The sequence below is a fragment of the Neisseria sp. P0017.S009 genome (assembly GCF_051957375.1).
Taxonomy (GTDB): Bacteria; Pseudomonadota; Gammaproteobacteria; order Burkholderiales; family Neisseriaceae; genus Neisseria; species Neisseria perflava.
Map to the genome: position 1 here is coordinate 125,914 of NZ_JBQCWL010000001.1, position 19,766 is coordinate 145,679.

The window sequence follows — 19,766 nt, forward strand, 5'->3', positions numbered from 1 at the left end:
ATTTTTATCGTATGTAAATTAGTGTAATCAGTCAAGCAGATTTAAACGCTTTATCCTCTTTCAGACGGCCTCTTGATTCAGGTCAAACAGAATCCTGCTCATCAAGCTGTTCAAACTGCCATTCCAAGGCATCGGCCAATGCCGTCCTGCGTTTTTGATGGCATCCCACAGCCTGACATAATTCCTCCGCATTTCCCCAAAACACAAAACGTTCACGCGCACGGGTAATGGCTGTGTAAAGCAGAGCCTTATCCAAACCTCGGGCTTCTTCTTCGCTTTCCGTCGTTGCAGGCACTGACGGGGGCAACAGCCATACTTCCCGATATTCAGAACCTTGGCTCTTATGCACCGTCATGGCAAAAGCCGATTCAAAATCGGGCAAACGGCTGATGGCAATTTTTTTGAATCCATCTTTCTCAGGAAAATAGGCAGACAAGCCATTCAACGATTCTTCATCTTTCATAATCAGACCGATGTCGCCGTTAAACACTTCCAGCATGTAATCATTGTGGGTAATCATGATGATTTGTCCGGCAAACCAAGGCGTTTCGCCCGAAACCTTGCCTTGTCGTTGCAAGTATTCTTGATAAGCCTGATTCAAATCATCCGCATCCTGCCGCCAAGCCGCCAATACCACTACATCGGCAGCATGACCATAGGCGAGTGCAACATTATTCTCTGCCACGGCCTGCCAATAATCCTGTTGCTTTTGATACAGCAAGGCGACCTGCTCTTTCAGACGGCCTGATTTCATTTCCAATTCTTTGGGGAACTTGTCAAACTGTTCAACCGCAGTTTGCTTTTCCCCGGAAACCACCGCCCTTGCCAAACAGCCGATACCGCTGTCTGCACCAAACCGGTGGCTGAACGTCAATTTGGCATTGTTTTGCGATAAAGCCTGTGGCTGCCCTTTTATCTCAAAGCCATGATTGGGCAGGTACACTTCCAGCTTTTCAGCGGTTTCTTTATCCAAAGCCGTCGGACGCGACAATGCTGCCAACACGGCTCCCAAGCCAACCGACGGCAACTGGTTTTCATCGCCAAGCAACACAAGACGGCAGCCGGTAGGCACGGCGCGCAATAAATCCAACACCAGCGGCAAATCCAACATCGACGCCTCATCCACCACCAAAACATCCAAAGCAAGCGGATATTCATGATTGAACACAGGGCGCATTTGCGGCGGACGCAGTTTCAACAAACGATGGACAGTCTGCCCTTCCAAGTTTTCCAAATGCGCTTTAATGCTCGGAGACAAATCAAAACCGTCCAAAGCACGCTGCAAAGCCCGTGCCATATGTGCAGCCGCTTTACCTGTCGGCGCAGCCAACGCAATACGGGGCAGCTTCGTACTGTTATTGCAAATCAGACCCAAAAGCTTTGCGACGGTCGTCGTCTTCCCCGTACCCGGCCCGCCGGTAATCAGCATAAAGTTTTGCAGCAAGGCCAAAGCAGCAGCATCCCGTTGCTCTTTGCTGTCTTTAGTATCAAACCAGTCGCTCAGGCTTTTTGAAGCCACCATGAAATTCACTTCTTCCGCCTCGGCACTTGCCAGCCGTTTGATTTCAACAGCCAAATCATGCTCCAACTGCCACATCCGCCCTAAAAACAATTTCCGGCCTTGCAGGATAAGCGGTTTATCCGCATTACCGACCAAATTCGGCAAGTTGCTTAAGGCATCAACATCCGCTTTATCCAAATAAACAAACGAATGCCCGTTTTGCAAGGCTGCAAACAGTCGAACCACATAAGGCTCAATAACGGATGCACCCTGTACTTCGTGACGGCGGAAAAACGCTATGGCCGCATCTGCGGCAGAGGAAAGGATAGAGTTGGTTGGATTCATGGTTTATGCTTGATTGATACGGACAAAAGAAAGGCCGTCTGAAAAACAGCGTTTCCATAAATGAAAACCTATTTTCAGACGGCCTCTATTATACCGTTCAAAGCATAAAATATTTGCCTGAAATAATAACCTTATTGCAGCACTTGCAGGCTGCCGTCTTTCATGGTCATTACCCGGTCGAAACGCTCAGCCAGCTCATCATCATGGGTCACCACAATCAGGCTGGTGTTCAATTCGCGTTTCAAATCCAGCATCATGTCCAGCACATTTTGCGCATTTTTACGGTCAAGGTTTCCCGTCGGTTCATCCGCCAATAAGCATTTCGGCTCATTAACCAAAGCACGGGCAATCGCCGCACGCTGACGCTCGCCGCCGGAAAGTTCACTCGGACGGTGCAGCATACGCTTGTCCAAGCCAACCTTTTTCAGCATATTGACAGCCTTCTCCTCAGCCATCGCCTTGGGCATTTTGCCGATTAAAAGCGGCATCATGACATTTTCCAAAGCAGAAAACTCAGGCAATAGATGGTGGAATTGATACACAAAGCCCAAATAACGGTTGCGCAATTCACCCAACTGTTTTTGGCTCAAGCCGCCCAAATCCTGATCCATCAGTATCACCTTGCCTTCAGACGGCATATCCAAGCCACCAAGAAGGTGCAGCAATGTGGATTTACCGCTGCCTGACGAACCAATAATACTCACGCTTTCCGCTTCTGCAACTTCAAAATCCAAATGATTCAACACTTGTACATTCAATGCGCCATCATTATAGCTTTTGCCAACGCCGGTACATTTCAAAATTGTCTTACTCATAACGCAAAGCCTCCGCAGGTTGGGTTTTTGCAGCACGCCAGCTCGGATACAGTGTGGCGATAAATGCCAAGCCAAGCGAAATGCAGGCAATAACGGCGACATCCTTCAAGTTCACATCGCTAGGCAGGTAATCGATGAAATAAACCTGTGAGTTAATCAAATGTACGCCAAATAGGTCTTCAAAAAACGCGACAATCTTACCAACATTCCACCCCAACAATACACCGCATACCACGCCCACAAGCGTACCAAAGAACCCCGCAAATGCGCCCTGTACCAAGAAAATCTTCATGACCCCACCCGGGGACAAACCCAAAGTGCGCAAAATCGCAATATCGGCTTGTTTTTCCGTTACCGCCATTACCAAAGAAGAAACGAGGTTAAACGCAGCAACCGCGATAATCAGTGTCAAAATGATGAACATCATGCGTTTTTCCAACTCAACGGCTTCAAAATAGCTGCGGTTGTTAAACGTCCAGTCGCGCACCCATACTTCATCTTTTTTAGCATCAGGAATCAACTTGGCAATGAAAGACGGCGCATTCTGAGGATCAGCCAATCGTAAACGCAGCCCACCGACATTTTCTCCCAGTCGATACAAGACTTGCGCATCCTTGATATGCGTCATGGCCAATGTGTTATCGACTTCATATACACCGGTTTTTACCACACCGACCACATTAAACTGCTTCAAGCGCGGCACTACACCGGCAGGAGTAACATTCCCCTCAGGCGTAATCACTGTAACCTTGCCGCCAATCTCCGTGCCCAATGCCTCAGCAAGCCCTTGACCCAAAATAATATCAAATTCGCCCGGCTTCAAATCGTCGAAACTGCCGGCCGGCATATCCTTGCCGTAATCAACGACATTTTTTTCTTCAGACGGCAAAATACCGCGTATTTGTACACCGCGCACTTCTCCTGCATTAGCAAGCAAAGCCTGATCGGAAACATAAGGCGCGCTGGCCAATACTTCCTTTTTGCCTTTTACAAATTCGCGCAAACTCTGCCAACCCGGCGCACTGCCGACATCGTAATAGCCGATTTCCGCATGAGGTGCGACGTTCAACAATTGACCTCGTATCTCTTTCTGAAATCCGTTCATTACCGATAACACCACAATCAGCGCCGTTACACCCAAGGCGATACCGACGATTGAAATCATGGTAATAAATGACATAAAGCCATTGCGTTTTTTCGCACGCAAATAGCGCAGGCCTATCCAAGTTTCTAAAGAAGCCATTCAAAAATGCCTCATTCGTTTGTCAAAAATGGCTTATTGTACCGTAAAACCGACAGGTCGTCCGATTGCCCGACTGATGTAGCATTCAGGGATAAAGTGTATGTAAAACCATGTATCTTCCCGTAAATTCCGCCGAAAAACTTGCACAATCGGCCAATCGCCCTTATTCTGAAGCTGTGACACACTTTGTCACCATCAAAAAGGAAATACACTAATGAACAGCAAAAAATTCTTGGCCCTCGTATCCGTAGCTGTAGGTTTGTCATTCAGCTTCAATGCATATGCCGCCAAAGAAATCAAAATCAGTTCAAACAATACCGCTTACTCCGACGCCGATGTTCAAAAACTGGCAGCCACTGCTGTCGGCATGGGCGTAAAAGAACCTGTCAGCCTCAACAGCGGAAACGGTGTTGTTACCGTATCCGGCAGCAGCGCAACCAAATGCGCATTTAAAGTCGGCAACGGTGATACGCCTCAAATTCAAGGCGTCAGCTGCAAATAATCTGATTTCATCAATGAAAAGGCCGTCTGAAAAACATTCAGACGGCCTTTTTATATTGGCATTTAAGATTGGATATTTCTTCTATCGTAAACAGCCTGTGCCAAAGTACCGGCATCCACATATTCCATCTCGCCGCCCAAAGGGATTCCCCTTGCCAACCGGCTGACTTTATAAGGAAGATTTTTAAACAATTCCGCCAATACATACGCTGTCGCGTCGCCTTCGGCTGTGAAGTTGGTTGCAATGATAATTTCCTCAATATCACTCGCCTGCAAACGGGCAACCAGCTTATCTAATGCCACTGCCGAAATATCCATGCCCTGCGCCGGACTGACTTGCCCCATCAAAACAAAATACAGGCCATCATGGCAATTAGCCGCCTCCATACTGGAAACATCCGCCGGCATATGCACAATCATCAAGCGGCTTTTCTCACGTTTTTCGTCGGCGCAAATTTCACACAAATCGCCTTCGCAAAATGTATTACACATCCGACAATGCTGCACCTGTCTTAAGGCAAACTGCAAAGCATCCACCAACTCCTGCGCTTCTTCGCGTTTGTACTGTAAAAGCTGGTAAGCCATGCGTTGAGCGGATTTCGGGCCGACATTAGGCAGGATTTTTAATGCATTAATCAAGCGGACAAAGGCATCAGGATTTTTACTCATGATTTCAGACGGCCTTTAAAAAGATAGCTAAAAATAAGAAAACAGCCGGAATTCATCCGGCTGCCCTACTCTAATATTCTGCTTATTCGGCAGCATTATTAACTTGTTGTGCACCTTGCGTACGATCGATTTTCTTATCCAAATACTGGAGCAAGGCATCGAAAACATTGGCGGAAAGCTGCTGAACCAAAGCCTGTTTAGCAGCCGGAATCTGTGAATCGGCATTTTCAGGAGCAGAAACGCTCTGAACTTCCATAATCACCGGCGCAGGCATACCTTCCAACAATGTATACGCAGGTTTGCCGCCGACAGGACGCGCTTTCAGCAAAGCTGCATAAGCCTCCGGAGACATGGTTTTACGTGCATCTTGTGCGCTCAATTGAGAAACAGGCGACCATTGAACATCAGCAGCTTTACCGGCTTTCAATGCGGCCAAAGTTTCCTGGGCTTTTTTCTCTGCCAGTTTGGCGGCTTCAGAGCGCTGATATGCTGCACGGACATTGTCTTTGACTTCCGCAAATGGTGCGATTTTCTCTTCGCGCACTTCTTTCGCACGAATGACCCAAACGGTTTCGTTGTTGATGGCAATTACTTCAGAATTGTGTTTTTTCTTCAGTACATCGTCGCTAAACGCAGCATTAATCAACGTTTCAGGCAAACCTGCCTCTTTCGCACCCGCTCTGGTCACCCATTCATCCAAGTTTTCCACTTTCAAACCTGAATTGGCGGCTGCTTTTGCCAAAGAAGATGGATCATTGAAGGCATCTTCACCCAATTTTTCTTTAGCAGCATTAAAGGCAGAAGCTGCTTTTTTCAGTTTCAAGGCTGCTTCGATACGCGCTTTGGCTTGTTCCAAAGTCGGCTCAGCTTCGACATTCAAAACTTTAATGACGTGATAACCCAAAGATGATTTTACGGTATCGCTGACTTCGCCTTTGCCCAATGCAAATGCCGCTTTATCGAATTCAGGTCCAAAGCCGCTGCCGCCACCTTTGCTCAGATAACCCAAGTTGCCGCCTTTATTGCTGCTGGACAAGTCTTTGGAATACTTGGCCGCCAGTTCGGCAAACGAATCCGGATGCTCTTTAAGCTCCGCAGCCATTTTGTCCACTTCTGCTTTAATTTCCGCATTACTTGCTTCATCTCCGTTAGGCATGACCGGAATGAAAATATGCGCAATTTCGGCTCTTGGCGACAAATCTACACTTTTGCTGTCGTAAGCTTTTTGTACTTCTTCCGCACTGACGGTTTGCTTGTCAGCCAAATCTTTGATGTTCAAAGCCACATATTCCAGCTTAACGGCTTGAGGAATCAAGTAATCTTTTTTATGCGCTTCATAATACTTTTGCAAAGCCGCATCATCTACTTTTACTTGTGCCGCAAATGCTTCAGGGCTGAACGTAAATGAACGGATGGTACGTGTTGCTTGAGTCAGGTTAATCAACTGACGTGCTTGCGCATCGCTGACCAAAGCGCCGTTTTGCACTAAATTCAACAGATTTTGCAATTGGAACTGTTCGCGGATATCTTCAACGAACTGATCCTCGGTCATCCTGCGTTGATCCAAATATTTCTTGAGCAAATCCTGGCTGAATTTACCGGAAGCATCATGGAAATTCGGATCATCCACAATAACTTGCTTGATTTGCTCCTGAGACACAGCGATGCCCATCAGCTTGGCACCTTGCTTCAGATAAGCACGTTGCAATAACGATTGGAATACCGCATCACGCGAAGGTGCATTATTGCCGGCAGCCTGCTCGTTTTGTATCGCAATCTGTAAAGCATGCTCGCTGACCTTCTCATCCCCGACTTTGACAATGTAATCAGAACCCGGCGAAGACAAGTTATTGGCACCGAATCCGATAAAGGTCAGACCGATGATACCTAAAACAATCTGGGCGGGTGTTTTATATTTTTCAACAATATGGAACATATTTATCCGAAAGAAAAGTTTGGCGCGGCAGCCAGAAAATGCTGCCGCAAAAATCTTAAAATCCTGAAAACAGGCTCAAAGCGCGTATTGTAACGTATTTTTTCGAGGCTTGCTTTTTCAGACGGCCTAAAAACCTAAAAATACCTTATCCGAAAATTTCCTGATACGCTTCTACTGAAAATCCGACATGAACCTGTCCTTCTTTGACCAATACAGGCCGCTTGATGATGCTGGGATTCTCCACCATCAAAGCAATCGCACCTTCTTTTGTGGCGGCAGATTCTTGCGCATCTTTATCCAACTTGCGCCAAGTCGTACCTCTTTTATTGAGCAAAATTTCCAAAGCCGCCTGACCCAGCCAGCCATCAATCAATTCGGCAGTCGGGGCGTTTTTCTTAAAATCTACAAACTCAAACTCGATGCCGTTTTCCGCCAACCAACTGCGCGCTTTTTTAACCGTATCGCAATTGGGAATACCGTATAGTTTTATCATCTTAATTTATCCTTGGTTTTATTCATAAAATCACAAATTCAGGCCGTCTGAAACTTTTCAGACGGCCTGAATTGAATGCAGCTTATTTCTTAGCAGCTTTCTTTACTTTAATCTTCACGCTTTTGCCTTGCGCGTTATTTTTATGCCCGGCTTTGACGGAAGTTGTTTTCGCCTGCGTTTTTTTCTTGCCTGCGGCTTTAGGTTTGCTTGGCTTGGCAGGCTTGGAGGCAGGTTTACTTTTCACCTTGCTCTTCTTTGCCTTCATGGGAGCAGCCAACGCTTCATCAATTTCTTTAGCCGACAGTTTACGCTTACGCTTTTCGACAGACTTGTCAGCAGCTATTGGCTTGCTTACAGGTTTTGCTTTTCTACCTCCGCGTTTCTTACCGACTGAACCGCCGCTGATTAAGGTCAAATCAATCTTGCTGGTATCCAAATCGGCTCGCGCGACTTTTACAGTAACCGTATCGCCCATGTTGAAACGGACACCACTACGCTCGCCCTCAATTGCCATAATTTCAGGACGGAAGTTGAAATAATCCTCTCCCAAATCGCTGATATGTACCAAGCCGTCGATATGAATATCGTCCAAGGTTACAAAAATACCGAAGCTGGTCATGCCCGAAATCTTGCCACTGAAAACTTCGCCGACTTTGTCGCGCATATAATAAGTTTTCAGCCAGTTTTCCACATCGCGGCTGGCATCATCGGCTCGGCGTTCGCAGAAAGAGGTATGCACGCCCAAAGCCTCCCAGGTTTTATTGGGTTGGTAAGTTTGTCCGTTCAATACAGCTTTAATGGCGCGATGTACCGTCAAATCGGGATAACGGCGGATAGGCGAAGTAAAGTGTGCATATGCGCCATAAGCCAGACCAAAGTGACCGTCGCAATGAGGCTCATAAACCGCCTGCTGCATAGAACGCAGCATCATCACTTGTAACAATTCCGCGTCCGGACGGTTTTTAAATTGCTCGGCAAGCGTAGCATAGTCTTTCGGCGTCGGATTATCGCCGCCACCCAAACTCAGCCCCAGCAAACCAAGCTGCTCGCGTAAGGTGGCCAGTTTTTCAGGAGTCGGGCCCAAGTGATTACGGAACAAAGCCGTATGTTTGTTTTTCAGCAAAAATTCTGCCGCGCAAACATTCGCCGCTAACATACATTCTTCAATCAGCTTGTGCGCATCGTTGCGGACAACGGGAACAATCTTGTCAATCTTACCGTTGTCATCAAAAATCATCTGAGTCTCAACGCTCTCAAACTCAACCGCGCCACGCTCGAAACGTTTTTTCTGCAAGATTTTAAATAACTTATACAGAGTATCGATTTGCTGCTTAAACGGATAATCCTGGCCGTCTGAAATCCAATCCCAAACTTGATTGTAAGTCAGTCGCGCATGAGAACGCATTACTGCCGGATAGAAACGGTATTCCTTGATATTGCCGGCATAGGTAATCACCATATCGCACACCATACACAGGCGTTCAACATCAGGATTGAGAGAGCAGATGCCGTTGGACAAATTCTCCGGCAGCATTGGAATCACACGGCGCGGGAAATACACGCTGGTACTGCGTTCTTGAGCATCTACATCAATCGCGTCATCAGGGCGGACATAATGACTGACATCAGCTATCGCCACCACCAAGCGGTAGTTGCGGCCAATTTTTTCGGCAAAAACCGCATCGTCAAAGTCCCGCGCAGTTTCGCCGTCAATGGTTACCAGAGGCAAATCGCGTAAGTCCACGCGCCCTTTCAAGTCGGTTTTACGCACATGATCGGGAATTTTCTTCGCGGCTTTGACACACGCTTCGCTGAATTGATGAGGCAAATGGTGCTTGCGTACAGCAATTTCAATTTCCATACCGCTGTCGGCATAATCGCCCAACACTTCAATCAGCTTAGCCACAGCAGGACGATGCGCTTCAGGATACGTCTCAATTTCAGCCACAATCACTTGGCCGGATTGCGGTTTAAAGTTCGCCACGCTTTCAGGCTCTAACACGATACTTTGGCTCAAACGCTTGTCTTCTGCCTCCAAAATAGCCACGCCACGATCCATATAAAAACGACCGACCACTTTAGACTGCGCACGCTCCACCACATCTAAAACCGTTCCTTCACGACGGCCTCTGCGGTCGATACCGGCAGGACGAACGGTAACAATATCCCCGTGCATCACGCCGCGCATCTGACGCTCATACAAAACGAAATCACCTTCGCCCGTCGGCGTTAGCGGCACAGCAAAACCAAAACCGTCTTTATGCGCTTCGACACGACATTTAACCAATGCCAATTTTTCTGCCGCGCATACCGCGCCACGTCGGTTGATCAACACCTGACCATCACGTGCCATCGCTTTCAAACGGCGTTCGAAGAATTCATATTCATCTTCTGTAATCGACAATTCATGTGCCAACGCTTCGATTTTTGTCGGCACACCTTTTTGTTCCAATAATTCAATGACCCATTCACGGCTGGGCAACGGATGAGCGTAACGTTGTTTCTCCCGCTCCAAATACGGGTCTTTTTCTCGTAAATTTAAAGATTTAGTATTTTTGTTCATTTTGATAGTTGACATTCTTTTTTTAAAATATATAATAGCTGCTTCTTCGCAGTTCAGGTAGTCAACTCTACCTTAAATTGAAGAATAAAGCAAAGCCCAGGTGGCGGAATTGGTAGACGCGCTAGCTTCAGGTGCTAGTGTCCTCACGGGCGTGGAAGTTCGAGTCTTCTCCTGGGCACCAAATAATTTGGTGCTTCTTTGCTTAAGAAAATTTAAATTGCCCAGGTGGCGGAATTGGTAGACGCGCTAGCTTCAGGTGCTAGTATCCTCACGGGTGTGGAAGTTCGAGTCTTCTCCTGGGCACCACTGATAAATCAATCAGTCAATTTTTCACATTATTCTGATAACAAGTCAGGATAATAGTCCACAGAGAGGTGGATGAGTGGTTTAAGTCGCACGCCTGGAAAGCGTGTATACGTGAATAGCGTATCGAGGGTTCGAATCCCTTCCTCTCTGCCAGATACTAAAGACACCAGCTAACGGTGTCTTTTTTCATATCCGCCCTTCTTAAAAATATTACACCACACTTTTATTTCTATTACCCTCCAATCATAAACCTGCCACTCATTCTTATCTTATACTAAACCTTAATGATTAAAGGCCGTCTGAAAGTTTTCAGACAGTCTCTTTCTTAAAACCTACCAAATCCCGAACCATTGTTTATCAGACTGCTTTTTATCACCGCTCTGCTGCTCATAATTTTGACGGCGAAATTGCCAAGGTGCTTGCGGATTGTCTTTTTTCCATAAGCCTTTTCGTTTTTCCTTGGCTTGTTTTTGTGCGGCCGAATAGTCAGTGTAAGCGGTTTTACTTTGTTGTTTTTTGGCATAACTTTCATAATGCCATGCGGCGCCATCCCGTATCTGCATTAAATTCAAGTCAATCGTGCCGACAGATACTTGGGCAACTTCGCGCTGGTAGCGGTCAGCTTCAAACACACGGACTTTGACTTTTTTATTCAATGCGGCATCAATCAGATTATCTCGTGATTGCGTACCATAAGCCTGATTGATTTCCGGTGCATCAATATAGGCCATACGGATTTTGTGTTTCCGGCCGTCGCTATCGATAATATGCACGGTATCGCCATCATGGATTTTGATGATTTTTCCGTTGTATGTATAGGATTGTCGCGATGACTTTTGTTTTTGTTCCGGTTTGGGTTTAGCTTCGGCTTTGGTGTCAGATGTGGCTTTGACAACATTTTCCCCTAGCCATTCATTGACCTTTTCCAAACCGATATTGTCGCTTTGTGCCAATGTTGCGGCAACGCTTACCCCGGTACGAATCAACTCAGTATCGCGTGAGCTGTAACCAAGCGCGCCCAACACGGATAAAACAACGGGCAACCATTTTATAATTTTACTGATTTGCATATTTTGCCAAATTGAAGGCCGTCTGAAAGACCTGATGCACTTTCAGACAGCCTTTTAAGATTGATTAATCTCCATTAATCCTGACAAGGCAGGATGACTTTTGCACCTTCTGCCGTACCCAAAACCAACACATCGGCGGCATCGCGGGCAAAAATACCGTTTTCGAGTACGCCGGTGATTTTATTGATTTCGTCTTCCATTTTCAGGGCTTGATCGATATTGAGGCCGTAAACATCAACGATTTGGTTGCCATAGAAAGTAGTATAGCCGACACGCAACTCAGGCTGTCCGCCCATCACAAGCAGTTTGCGCGACACCAGCGAACGGGCATTTTCAACCACTTCTACCGGCAATGGGAATTTGCCCAAACGGGAAACATATTTGCTCTCATCGGCGATACAGACAAATTTATCGGATGCACTAGCCACGATTTTTTCGTTCAAATGCGCACCGCCGCCGCCTTTAATCATTTGCAACGCGTGGTTGACTTCGTCTGCGCCGTCAACATAAACCGCCAAACCCATCACATCATTCAGTGAAACTTCTGGAATTTCGTATTTTGCCAAAAGCTCGCTGGATTTTTTGGAAGTAGATACGGCGCCCTTGATTTTCTTACCGCTTTTACCCAAAGCTTCGATAAAAAAGTTAATAGTAGAGCCGGTACCGATACCGATGTATTCGTTTTCAGGAACAAATTCCACCGCTTTCTCGGCGGCAATGCGTTTGAGTTCGTCTTGAGTTGCCATGTTGTCAGTCTTTCGGTTTGAATGATGAAACGATTTTAAGCCCTTAGGCTTTAATCATCAATACTGCCGCTTGTGCTTCAATGGCTTCCATACGCCCCAGATAGCCAAGTTTTTCGTTGGTTTTGCCTTTGATGTTGACGCAGTTTTCAGGCAAGCCTAAATCTGCGGCAATATTGGCGCGCATTGCCGGAATATGTGGCGCAAGTTTGGGTTTTTGCGCAATTACGGTCGTATCGACATTAACCACCTTCCAACCCAATTCCTGCACACTTTGATAAGCCTCGCGCAACAGCACACGGCTGTCGGCATCTTTGAATTCGGCTGCAGTATCAGGAAAATGGCTGCCGATATCGCCCAAACCTGCCGCACCCAACAGGGCATCAGTAATCGCATGCAAAAGCGCATCGGCATCTGAATGACCCAGCAAGCCTTTTTCAAACGGAATGTTGACGCCGCCGAGTATCAAATCTCGGCCTTCAACCAACTGATGGACATCGTAGCCCTGTCCGACACGAATATTCATGTTTGTTTCCTTAAATAATGGGTTTTGATTGTTCAGACGGCCTGGAGCAACAATCTGACAATGTATTCGTCTTGCGGCAGCGTCAATTTTAAATTGCGCGTATCGCCCTGCACCAAGCGCGGCCTGATACCCAGTTTTTCAACCGCTGACGCTTCATCCGTAATCTCACTCAAATCATCAACCGATAAGGCGCGATTTAATAAGGCCGTCTGAAAAAGCTGCGGCGTTTGCGCCTGCCATAATCCTGCGCGTGCAACGGTTTCATCAATATGGTGACTGCCGTCTGCCCGCTTGAGCGTATCAGCCACTGGTATGGCCAGAATGCCGCCTTCATCATTTTCACCTGCCTCATCAAGCAAACGCGTTAACGCTTCGGCAGGCAGGCAACAGCGCGCGGCATCATGAACCAAAATATTGTCTTGTGCCTCGGCCAAACCTTGCTCCAATAAAACGGACACACCATTGCGTACCGTTTCGGCACGACTTGCACCGCCCACTCGGAAGACACGCACTTTCTCAGACACAGCCGTCTGAAAAACCGAATCTTCCGGCGAAAGAATAACGGCAATTAAATCTATGCGTGGGTGTTGCTCAAAAATTTCTATGGTGTGTTGCAATACGGTTTTACCATTGATTTCAACATATTGTTTGGGTTTTCCTGCGCCAAATCGCGCCCCGACACCGGCAGCAGGAATCAAAGCGATATTGCGGCGCATCATGCTGACGCTCCGGCATCGGCCTCATCCGGCGTTTCAGCCTTGCGCCATACGCACGCTTCGCCCAAATCGTCCAAATATTTTTCATGTGCGGCCAGCTCGTCCGCATCGGCTTTGATGACTTTCAATTGCGATGTACGTTTGGTTTCGGCAATAATGGTTGGTTTGACTTCGCCCTCTTCTTCCGCCTCACCGCCCATCAGGTCGAACTGCTGACGCGTCATGGCAAGATAGACTTCACCCAAAAGCTCGCAGTCGATTAGCGCGCCGTGCAAGACACGTTTGCTGCGGTCAACGGAAAAGCGGTTACACAAGGCATCCAAGCTTGCCTTTTGCCCCGGAAACATTTCACGCGCCATGGCCAGCGTGTCGGTCACTTTACAACCCAGTTCCTCAATAGAAGGCAGCCCCATGCGGCGGAATTCCATATTCAGGAAGCCGACGTCAAACTTGGCGTTATGGATAATCAGCTCTGCACCACGTATAAAGTCGGCAATCTGTTTACCCACTTGGGCAAACGGCGGCGCATTCTTCGCTTCCAATACTTCAATCGTCAAACCATGCACCTTCGCCGCTTCCTCCGGCATATCGCGTTCGGGATGGACATATAAATGAAGGTTGGAGTCGGTCATTTGGCGGTTGATCATTTCCAAGCCGGCAAATTCGACCAGACGGTCGCCGTTTTCAGGATAAAGGCCCGTGGTTTCCGTATCGAGGATAATCTGACGTTGGCTCATGGTTGGTGGTTTCTGCAATTATCAAAACGTCCTGAATCATACTGAAGGCCGTCTGAAATGTATAGTCAGCAAAACTTTAGCTGCTTTTTCAAATGCCCTTTTAACGCTGGATTTGTTCAGACGGCCTTTATTCTTTTTTCATCTATTGGCCGTCTATTACTCCAATTTTGAGTAGAAAACCCAATTTCTACAAAAATTTTTAAATTTAATTTCTTTAATAATGAATACCTTACTTATTATTTAAATAATAGGAACAATTATCATTTGCAAATTTAAAAAATCTCCGTATAATACAACCCATCGAAACAAAACAACCGCACAACAGAATGAAAGGAGAAGAAAATGCCCGAAAGTATTTTTAAGCAAGTCTCCCTTGATATTCTGAGACTGCACCAACAAGCCATCCGCTCTTTGATCGCCACCAAGTGTTGCGACGAATGCGAAGTACATGACGCAGTATTCATTACTTTAGATGGCCGATATTATGTTTGGCTTCCTTGCATGGGCAAATCGCCCCAATCAGAAACCGGCATCCTGCTGATTGAAGATGAAGACGGCAATACACGCTTGAGCTGGGTTGCCGATACACGCGAAGTCAAGCAAAAAGACAGTCTGTACAACCGCGTTGTTTCCGCTCTGCAACGAAAAATGCAGCGCACGAAAAACAAGTTCATCCAGTCGGCAAACGCCCGATTGCTCGAACTCACGCCTCAGCAAGGCCGTCTGACGACAAACAGCAAAGATTTCTCGCTTTCACCACATGACTTGATGAAAGCACTTTATCCGGCAACACATCAAATAGGAGAATTTGCCCTGTAACAGTTTTTGGTAGTGGTTTGTGTTCCTTTTGCGCCCCTTAACATTTTAAAGGGGCGATTTTTTTGCCCCTACTTTTCAGACGGCCTAAACATCGGTTTTCCAGTACAATAAAGGCCGTCTGAACATTTCCTACTTTTCAACCAACCATGCAACTGCTCAAATACATCCAATCACAAGGCCTCGGCAGCCGCAAGCAATGCCAATGGCTGATAGACAATGACTGCATTGCCATTAACGGCGAAATCCATAATCGTGCCAAAGACGATATTGACCCGTCTCAAGTGCACACCCTGTCTGTTGACGGCGAAGAGATTGCCGCCGTACCCATGCCCTATTTCTACATTTTGCTTCATAAGCCTGCAGATTACGAGACTTCGCACAAACCCCAGCAATATCCAAGCATCTTTAGCCTGTTTCCCGACCACATGCGCAATATCGATATGCAGGCAGTCGGCCGCTTGGATGCAGACACAACCGGCATTATTCTGATTACCAACGACGGGCAATTTAACCACCGCGTTACCTCGCCCAAACACAAAGTTCCGAAGCTCTACCGCGTCACTTTGAAACATCCTGCCGACGATACCCTTTGCACCACACTCAAAAACGGCGTCCTCCTGCATGACGATAATGAAACCGTCGCCGCAGCCGAAGCAGTATTAGCCGCCCCAACCACATTGATGATGACCATTACCGAGGGTAAATACCATCAGGTCAAACGCATGGTTGCAGCCGCAGGCAACCGTGTCGAGCAGCTCCACCGTGAGAAATTCGGCGACTGGAATGTCGATGATTTGGCCGCAGGAGAATGGAAATTCATCCAAATCTAAAAAAAATTCCAAATTTTTTCGATCATTTTTTAAACAATATAGATTTTTTATTTATTTAAAATCAAATATCTAAACCTTGTTATTTTTATTTAACGAAATTTAACACTGTAAAGACTGAACTATTGTATAATTCGCCTGTCTGAGTAACACTTGCTTCGAAAGAAGTGAGTACGTGAGTAAGACGTTTTCCCCGTAATGTGTTTGGCCATCTATACTTTCCCCTTAGTATAGATGGTTTTTTTTATCTAAAATTTGGCAACCAAACAGGCGTACTTTCAGACGGCCCTTCTTATCTAAAGAAGCCATCATTTCTAAACCCCATCTCCACTCATTAAATTGCCATTACTCCTTTTCTCTTTCTCGTCTCTTCCGCATCAATCTGTGCTGTTTCAATTTCAGACAAATCGTTTTATAGAAAGAAAACCGATTGGTAACTATCCAAACTAAGGTTACAGGATGTTATTTAGACGGCCTTAGATAAATACCATCTTTGTTGCCGACATACTTGAAAACACACCTTAGTGCTATCCAATATCCTCACAACAACCTTTTTCCCATATCCCACTTTTCAGACGGCCTTTATCGTTACGGCTCTTTCAATCATTCATATCGCTTCAGACAAATTCTCTGTTTGCAGGTTTCAATACCAAGCAAACCAGAGAAACCCACTAAAAATTCTCCATTACATGGTTTTTTTAACTAATATTCTTTTCAGACTTTAGTCAAGATTCGTTAAATCTTTGCGGTAAAATGTTGTCTTTATTTTTATGCATCTGAGTATTTATGTCTTCCAATCAACCCCGTCAAACCTGGTCCAACCGTTTGACTTACATCCTTACCGTTGCCGGCGCGACTGTCGGCTTTGGCGCGACATGGCGTTTCCCGTATCTGGTTGGTGAAAACGGCGGTGGCGCGTATGTGTTTCTGTTCTGTATCGCCATGCTGGTCATCGGTATTCCGATGATCTTGGTGGAAAACGTCATCGGTCGCCGTAAAGGCGTGAACGCGCTGGATGCGTTTGGCGGCACAATGAATGGCAAACCCGTTGCCAAAGTTTGGAAATTGGTCGGTTGGATGGGCCTACTCGGCGCATTCGGCATCATGGCCTATTACATGGTGCTCGGCGGTTGGGTCATCAGTTACATCGTCAATATCATCGGCGGCAATTTGGATATTTCCAGCCCGGTTTCCGGCGAAGTTACCAAAAGCTTCTTTACCGAACACATCGAAAACAGCCCTTGGGAAATTGCGTTTTACACCTTCCTATTTGTGGTCGTAAACCAATGGATCTTGGTCAAAGGCGTGATCGGCGGTATTGAAAAAGCGGCAAAATACCTGATGCCTTTGCTGTTTTTATTCCTGATTGCCATGGTCGTGCGCAACGTTACCCTGCCGGGCGCTATGGAAGGCATTACCTTCTATCTGAAGCCTGATTTCAGCAAAATTACGGCCGAACTGTTCGTCTTCGTTTTGGGCCAAGTATTCTTCGCCTTGAGCTTGGGTTTCGGCGTGATGATTACGTTATCCAGCTATCTGGATAAAAACGAAAATCTGGTTCAGACGGCCGTAATTACCGCGATTACCAATACTTTGATTGCCGTGTTGGCTGGCTTTATGATTTTCCCATCCCTCTTCAGCTTTGGCGTTGCCCCTAACTCCGGCCCGACGCTGGTGTTCCAAAGCCTGCCGATCGTGTTCTCCAATATGTGGGCAGGCCCTGTATTTGCAGTGATTTTCTTCTCACTGCTTCTGATTGCCGCGCTGACCACTTCTCTGACCATTTATGAAGTGTTGATTACGACCATTCAGGAGAAAACCAAAATCCGCCGCGCAGCGGCTATTACCATCGTACTGACAGGTATTTTTATCTTCGGCAATATCCCTTCCATCTTGAGCTACGGCCCATGGAAAGATATTTCCGTGTTTGGTAAAAACATTTTCGATGCTTTTGACTATATCAGCGGCAACATCCTGTTTATGCTGACCGCGCTCGGCTCTGCCTTGTTCGTCGGTTTCGTGATGAAAGATGAAGCGAAGGACGAATTGCTCTACAAAGGCAACCATACTACGGTCAATATCTGGTTTGCCTATGTGAAATACCTCGTGCCGTTGGTGATTCTGCTGATTTTCATCAGTAATCTGTTCTGATAAGCAAACATATAAAAAGGCCGTCTGAAATATTCAGACGGCCTTTATTTTAACTACGCTTTATTCTGCCCAGTTTTTCTTCTTACTGGTTTTACCGATACCGGGGTTGAAGCTGTTGGTTGGGTCGAGTTTTTTATAGAACTGTTTCAGCTCGGGCTTGGCTTCATACAGATGACCGACATTATGCTCGGCAGGATATTGCGCACCGCGTTGGTCAAGCAGATGGAGCATTTCATGTTCCAAAGCCATACAGTCGTTGCCTTTTTTAATGATGTAGTCCTGATGGAACACATGACACATAAAATGTCCGTAATACAATTTATGGATGATTTTATTGTCGATTTCGGGCGGCAGTGTTTCAAACCAATCACGATCATCACGACGCAAGGCGATATCGAGTGCAACCAAATCCTCTACTTCATCATCATGTACAGAACGGTAACGGATCGCGGCAGAAGCCACAGCAAAGCGATGCAGCATAGCCGCCTGCGTTTCTTCGGCATTACATTCAAAGAATGCGCCGCCATGGGTTGCAAAATATTCCTTCAAGAAAGCACGCGCCTCTTCTACGCCCTCGCCACCCATTTTTAAAATCAGGTGATGTTCATATTTATCCCGATAGTTGCGCATAGACTTCGGCAAGTGATCGGGCAAAATCTTACTGATCAGTTGCATGAATTTATCAGAGAAGTGTTTTGGTAAGAAACTTATCTTTTTGCTGAATCTATCCACACGGGCTTTCAGATCAAACAGTTTCGGAAGTTGGTGGGTACCGAACGTCTTGATGATATAAAAAGTATCTTTACCATAAACGGCAGCAATATCAAAAGCATGACGATGGATATACTCACCGGAAATAGGCAGGTTTTTAAACTCGCTCAAAGCAGCACGACGAATATCGGTCAGCTCATTAATATCATTGGTGCCGATATAGAAGACGGCAGTCTGTTTTTCTTGCGGGAACGTATCCAAGCGTACGGCAAACACCATCAGCTTGCCCGCGCAACCTGATGCTTCGTAGTGACGCGCAGGGTCGGCATTAAAACGGGCGGCAGTCGGTTCATTCACTTGGCGGACATGATCGCAGTACGCATGGTCATGCCCTTTGCCGGCATCTTGCGCAATGTCTTTTCGCTGATAATGGAAACCTTGCAAGTTGGTCAAAATTTCTTCAGGGGTTTCGCCCAAATCAATGCCCAAATGGTTGACCAGCTCCAGTTTGCCCTCTTCGTTGATTTGCGCAAACAGGGCCATTTCCGTATAAGCCGGGCCACGCTGTACCAGTGCGCCACCCGAGTTATTACATACGCCACCCAATACAGATGCGCCGATACAGGACGAACCGATCACTGAGTGCGGCTCACGGCCTAAAGGTTTCAGCAGCAGCTCCAATTGATTCAAGGTAGAACCGGGCAGGCAGACAACCTGTTCGTTATTGTTGATCGGCTGAATGATGTTCAGACGCATGGTATTCACAATCACGATATCGCGGTCGTAATCATTGCCGTCAGGAGTCGAGCCGCCAGTCAAACCGGTATTGGCAGCCTGCGTAATCACGATAACATCAGCCTCAACACACGCCTGCAAGATTTGCCACATTTCCAAAACCGTACCCGGACGGACAACTGCCAACGCCTTGCCTTCGCCAAAACGGTAGCCTTGACGGTATTGTTCAGTTTTTGCCGGGTCTGTGATGATATATTTTTCGCCGACGGTTTGCGTCAGCCGACTGATTAATTGTGTAGCATTCATTGCATACTCCTTGAGAAATGAATATATTTATTAAATTACAAATATTGTAGTAA

17 protein-coding genes and 3 tRNA genes are annotated in these 19,766 nt (G+C 46.6%); 7 read left to right on the forward strand and 13 right to left on the reverse strand.

Going from position 1 to position 19,766, the window contains the following annotated elements; genetic code table 11:
* Positions 1-82: 82 nt before the first annotated feature.
* The 3 genes from recD to ACTHTG_RS00590 form a co-directional block, all read right to left on the reverse strand.
* The gene (gene recD, locus ACTHTG_RS00580) at positions 83-1,846 is read right to left on the reverse strand and encodes an exodeoxyribonuclease V subunit alpha (protein ID WP_004519732.1); all 1,764 of its coding nucleotides are present in this window, start codon (positions 1,844-1,846) and stop codon (positions 83-85) included.
* A 131-nt stretch (positions 1,847-1,977) separates the two neighbouring features.
* Entirely contained in the window at positions 1,978-2,661 is a 684-nt protein-coding gene (lolD, locus tag ACTHTG_RS00585; protein ID WP_004519733.1) for a lipoprotein-releasing ABC transporter ATP-binding protein LolD, read from the reverse strand.
* Positions 2,654-3,904 (reverse strand): lipoprotein-releasing ABC transporter permease subunit, encoded by a 1,251-nt coding sequence (locus tag ACTHTG_RS00590; RefSeq protein ID WP_004519734.1) that lies wholly within the window; start codon positions 3,902-3,904, stop codon positions 2,654-2,656. Before ACTHTG_RS00590 ends, lolD begins: the two co-directional genes overlap by 8 nt.
* Positions 3,905-4,118: 214 nt before the next feature.
* Here ACTHTG_RS00590 and ACTHTG_RS00595 point away from each other — a divergent pair, with 214 nt between their 5' ends.
* Positions 4,119-4,406 (forward strand): hypothetical protein, encoded by a 288-nt coding sequence (locus tag ACTHTG_RS00595; protein WP_003683377.1) that lies wholly within the window; start codon positions 4,119-4,121, stop codon positions 4,404-4,406.
* A 62-nt stretch (positions 4,407-4,468) separates the two neighbouring features.
* Here the strand turns inward: ACTHTG_RS00595 and recR are convergent, their stop codons facing one another.
* From recR to rnr, 4 genes are all read right to left on the reverse strand, one after another.
* Complete coding sequence (gene recR, locus ACTHTG_RS00600; protein ID WP_003679078.1) at positions 4,469-5,074, reverse strand: recombination mediator RecR; 606 nt, start codon at positions 5,072-5,074, stop codon at positions 4,469-4,471.
* Between the two features lie 82 nt (positions 5,075-5,156).
* A complete protein-coding gene (locus tag ACTHTG_RS00605) occupies positions 5,157-7,010 on the reverse strand; it encodes a SurA N-terminal domain-containing protein (protein WP_004519736.1) in 1,854 nt (617 codons plus the stop codon).
* A 145-nt stretch (positions 7,011-7,155) separates the two neighbouring features.
* Positions 7,156-7,503 (reverse strand): ArsC family reductase, encoded by a 348-nt coding sequence (locus ACTHTG_RS00610; protein ID WP_004519737.1) that lies wholly within the window; start codon positions 7,501-7,503, stop codon positions 7,156-7,158.
* A gap of 82 nt (positions 7,504-7,585) precedes the next feature.
* Positions 7,586-10,081, reverse strand: coding sequence for a ribonuclease R (gene rnr, locus ACTHTG_RS00615; protein WP_004519738.1), 2,496 nt, complete (start codon positions 10,079-10,081; stop codon positions 7,586-7,588).
* A gap of 79 nt (positions 10,082-10,160) precedes the next feature.
* On the opposite strand from rnr, the gene ACTHTG_RS00620 reads away from it, so the two are divergent.
* From ACTHTG_RS00620 to ACTHTG_RS00630, 3 genes are all read left to right on the forward strand, one after another.
* A tRNA-Leu gene (locus ACTHTG_RS00620) sits at positions 10,161-10,247 on the forward strand.
* A 38-nt stretch (positions 10,248-10,285) separates the two neighbouring features.
* Positions 10,286-10,372: transfer RNA gene (locus ACTHTG_RS00625), tRNA-Leu, on the forward strand.
* Between the two features lie 62 nt (positions 10,373-10,434).
* A tRNA-Ser gene (locus tag ACTHTG_RS00630) sits at positions 10,435-10,525 on the forward strand.
* Between the two features lie 179 nt (positions 10,526-10,704).
* On the opposite strand, the gene ACTHTG_RS00635 is transcribed toward ACTHTG_RS00630, so the two are convergent.
* The 5 genes from ACTHTG_RS00635 to dnaQ form a co-directional block, all read right to left on the reverse strand.
* A complete protein-coding gene (locus tag ACTHTG_RS00635; RefSeq protein WP_440360425.1) occupies positions 10,705-11,442 on the reverse strand; it encodes a thermonuclease family protein in 738 nt (245 codons plus the stop codon).
* A gap of 74 nt (positions 11,443-11,516) precedes the next feature.
* The gene (gene rpiA / locus ACTHTG_RS00640; protein WP_314513890.1) at positions 11,517-12,188 is read right to left on the reverse strand and encodes a ribose-5-phosphate isomerase RpiA; all 672 of its coding nucleotides are present in this window, start codon (positions 12,186-12,188) and stop codon (positions 11,517-11,519) included.
* Positions 12,189-12,231: 43 nt separating this feature from the next.
* Positions 12,232-12,711: a 2-C-methyl-D-erythritol 2,4-cyclodiphosphate synthase gene (ispF, locus tag ACTHTG_RS00645; protein ID WP_314513893.1), complete on the reverse strand. Its 480-nt coding sequence runs from the start codon at positions 12,709-12,711 to the stop codon at positions 12,232-12,234.
* A gap of 32 nt (positions 12,712-12,743) precedes the next feature.
* Positions 12,744-13,430 carry a 2-C-methyl-D-erythritol 4-phosphate cytidylyltransferase gene (gene ispD / locus ACTHTG_RS00650; RefSeq protein WP_314513895.1) on the reverse strand — a complete coding sequence of 229 codons (687 nt, stop codon included), beginning with the start codon at positions 13,428-13,430 and terminating at the stop codon, positions 12,744-12,746.
* A complete protein-coding gene (gene dnaQ, locus ACTHTG_RS00655; protein WP_188211737.1) occupies positions 13,427-14,164 on the reverse strand; it encodes a DNA polymerase III subunit epsilon in 738 nt (245 codons plus the stop codon). The genes ispD and dnaQ overlap by 4 nt, the downstream gene beginning before the upstream one ends.
* 342 nt (positions 14,165-14,506) lie before the next feature.
* Between dnaQ and ACTHTG_RS00660 the strand changes: the two genes are divergently transcribed.
* From ACTHTG_RS00660 to ACTHTG_RS00670, 3 genes are all read left to right on the forward strand, one after another.
* Entirely contained in the window at positions 14,507-14,983 is a 477-nt protein-coding gene (locus tag ACTHTG_RS00660; protein WP_049348077.1) for a hypothetical protein, read from the forward strand.
* A gap of 146 nt (positions 14,984-15,129) precedes the next feature.
* Positions 15,130-15,813 carry a 16S rRNA pseudouridine(516) synthase gene (locus tag ACTHTG_RS00665; RefSeq protein ID WP_049322834.1) on the forward strand — a complete coding sequence of 228 codons (684 nt, stop codon included), beginning with the start codon at positions 15,130-15,132 and terminating at the stop codon, positions 15,811-15,813.
* Positions 15,814-16,596: 783 nt separating this feature from the next.
* The gene (locus tag ACTHTG_RS00670; protein WP_249552191.1) at positions 16,597-17,961 is read left to right on the forward strand and encodes a sodium-dependent transporter; all 1,365 of its coding nucleotides are present in this window, start codon (positions 16,597-16,599) and stop codon (positions 17,959-17,961) included.
* A 60-nt stretch (positions 17,962-18,021) separates the two neighbouring features.
* Here the strand turns inward: ACTHTG_RS00670 and dld are convergent, their stop codons facing one another.
* The gene (gene dld, locus ACTHTG_RS00675) at positions 18,022-19,713 is read right to left on the reverse strand and encodes a D-lactate dehydrogenase (protein WP_107810485.1); all 1,692 of its coding nucleotides are present in this window, start codon (positions 19,711-19,713) and stop codon (positions 18,022-18,024) included.
* Positions 19,714-19,766: the final 53 nt, after the last annotated feature.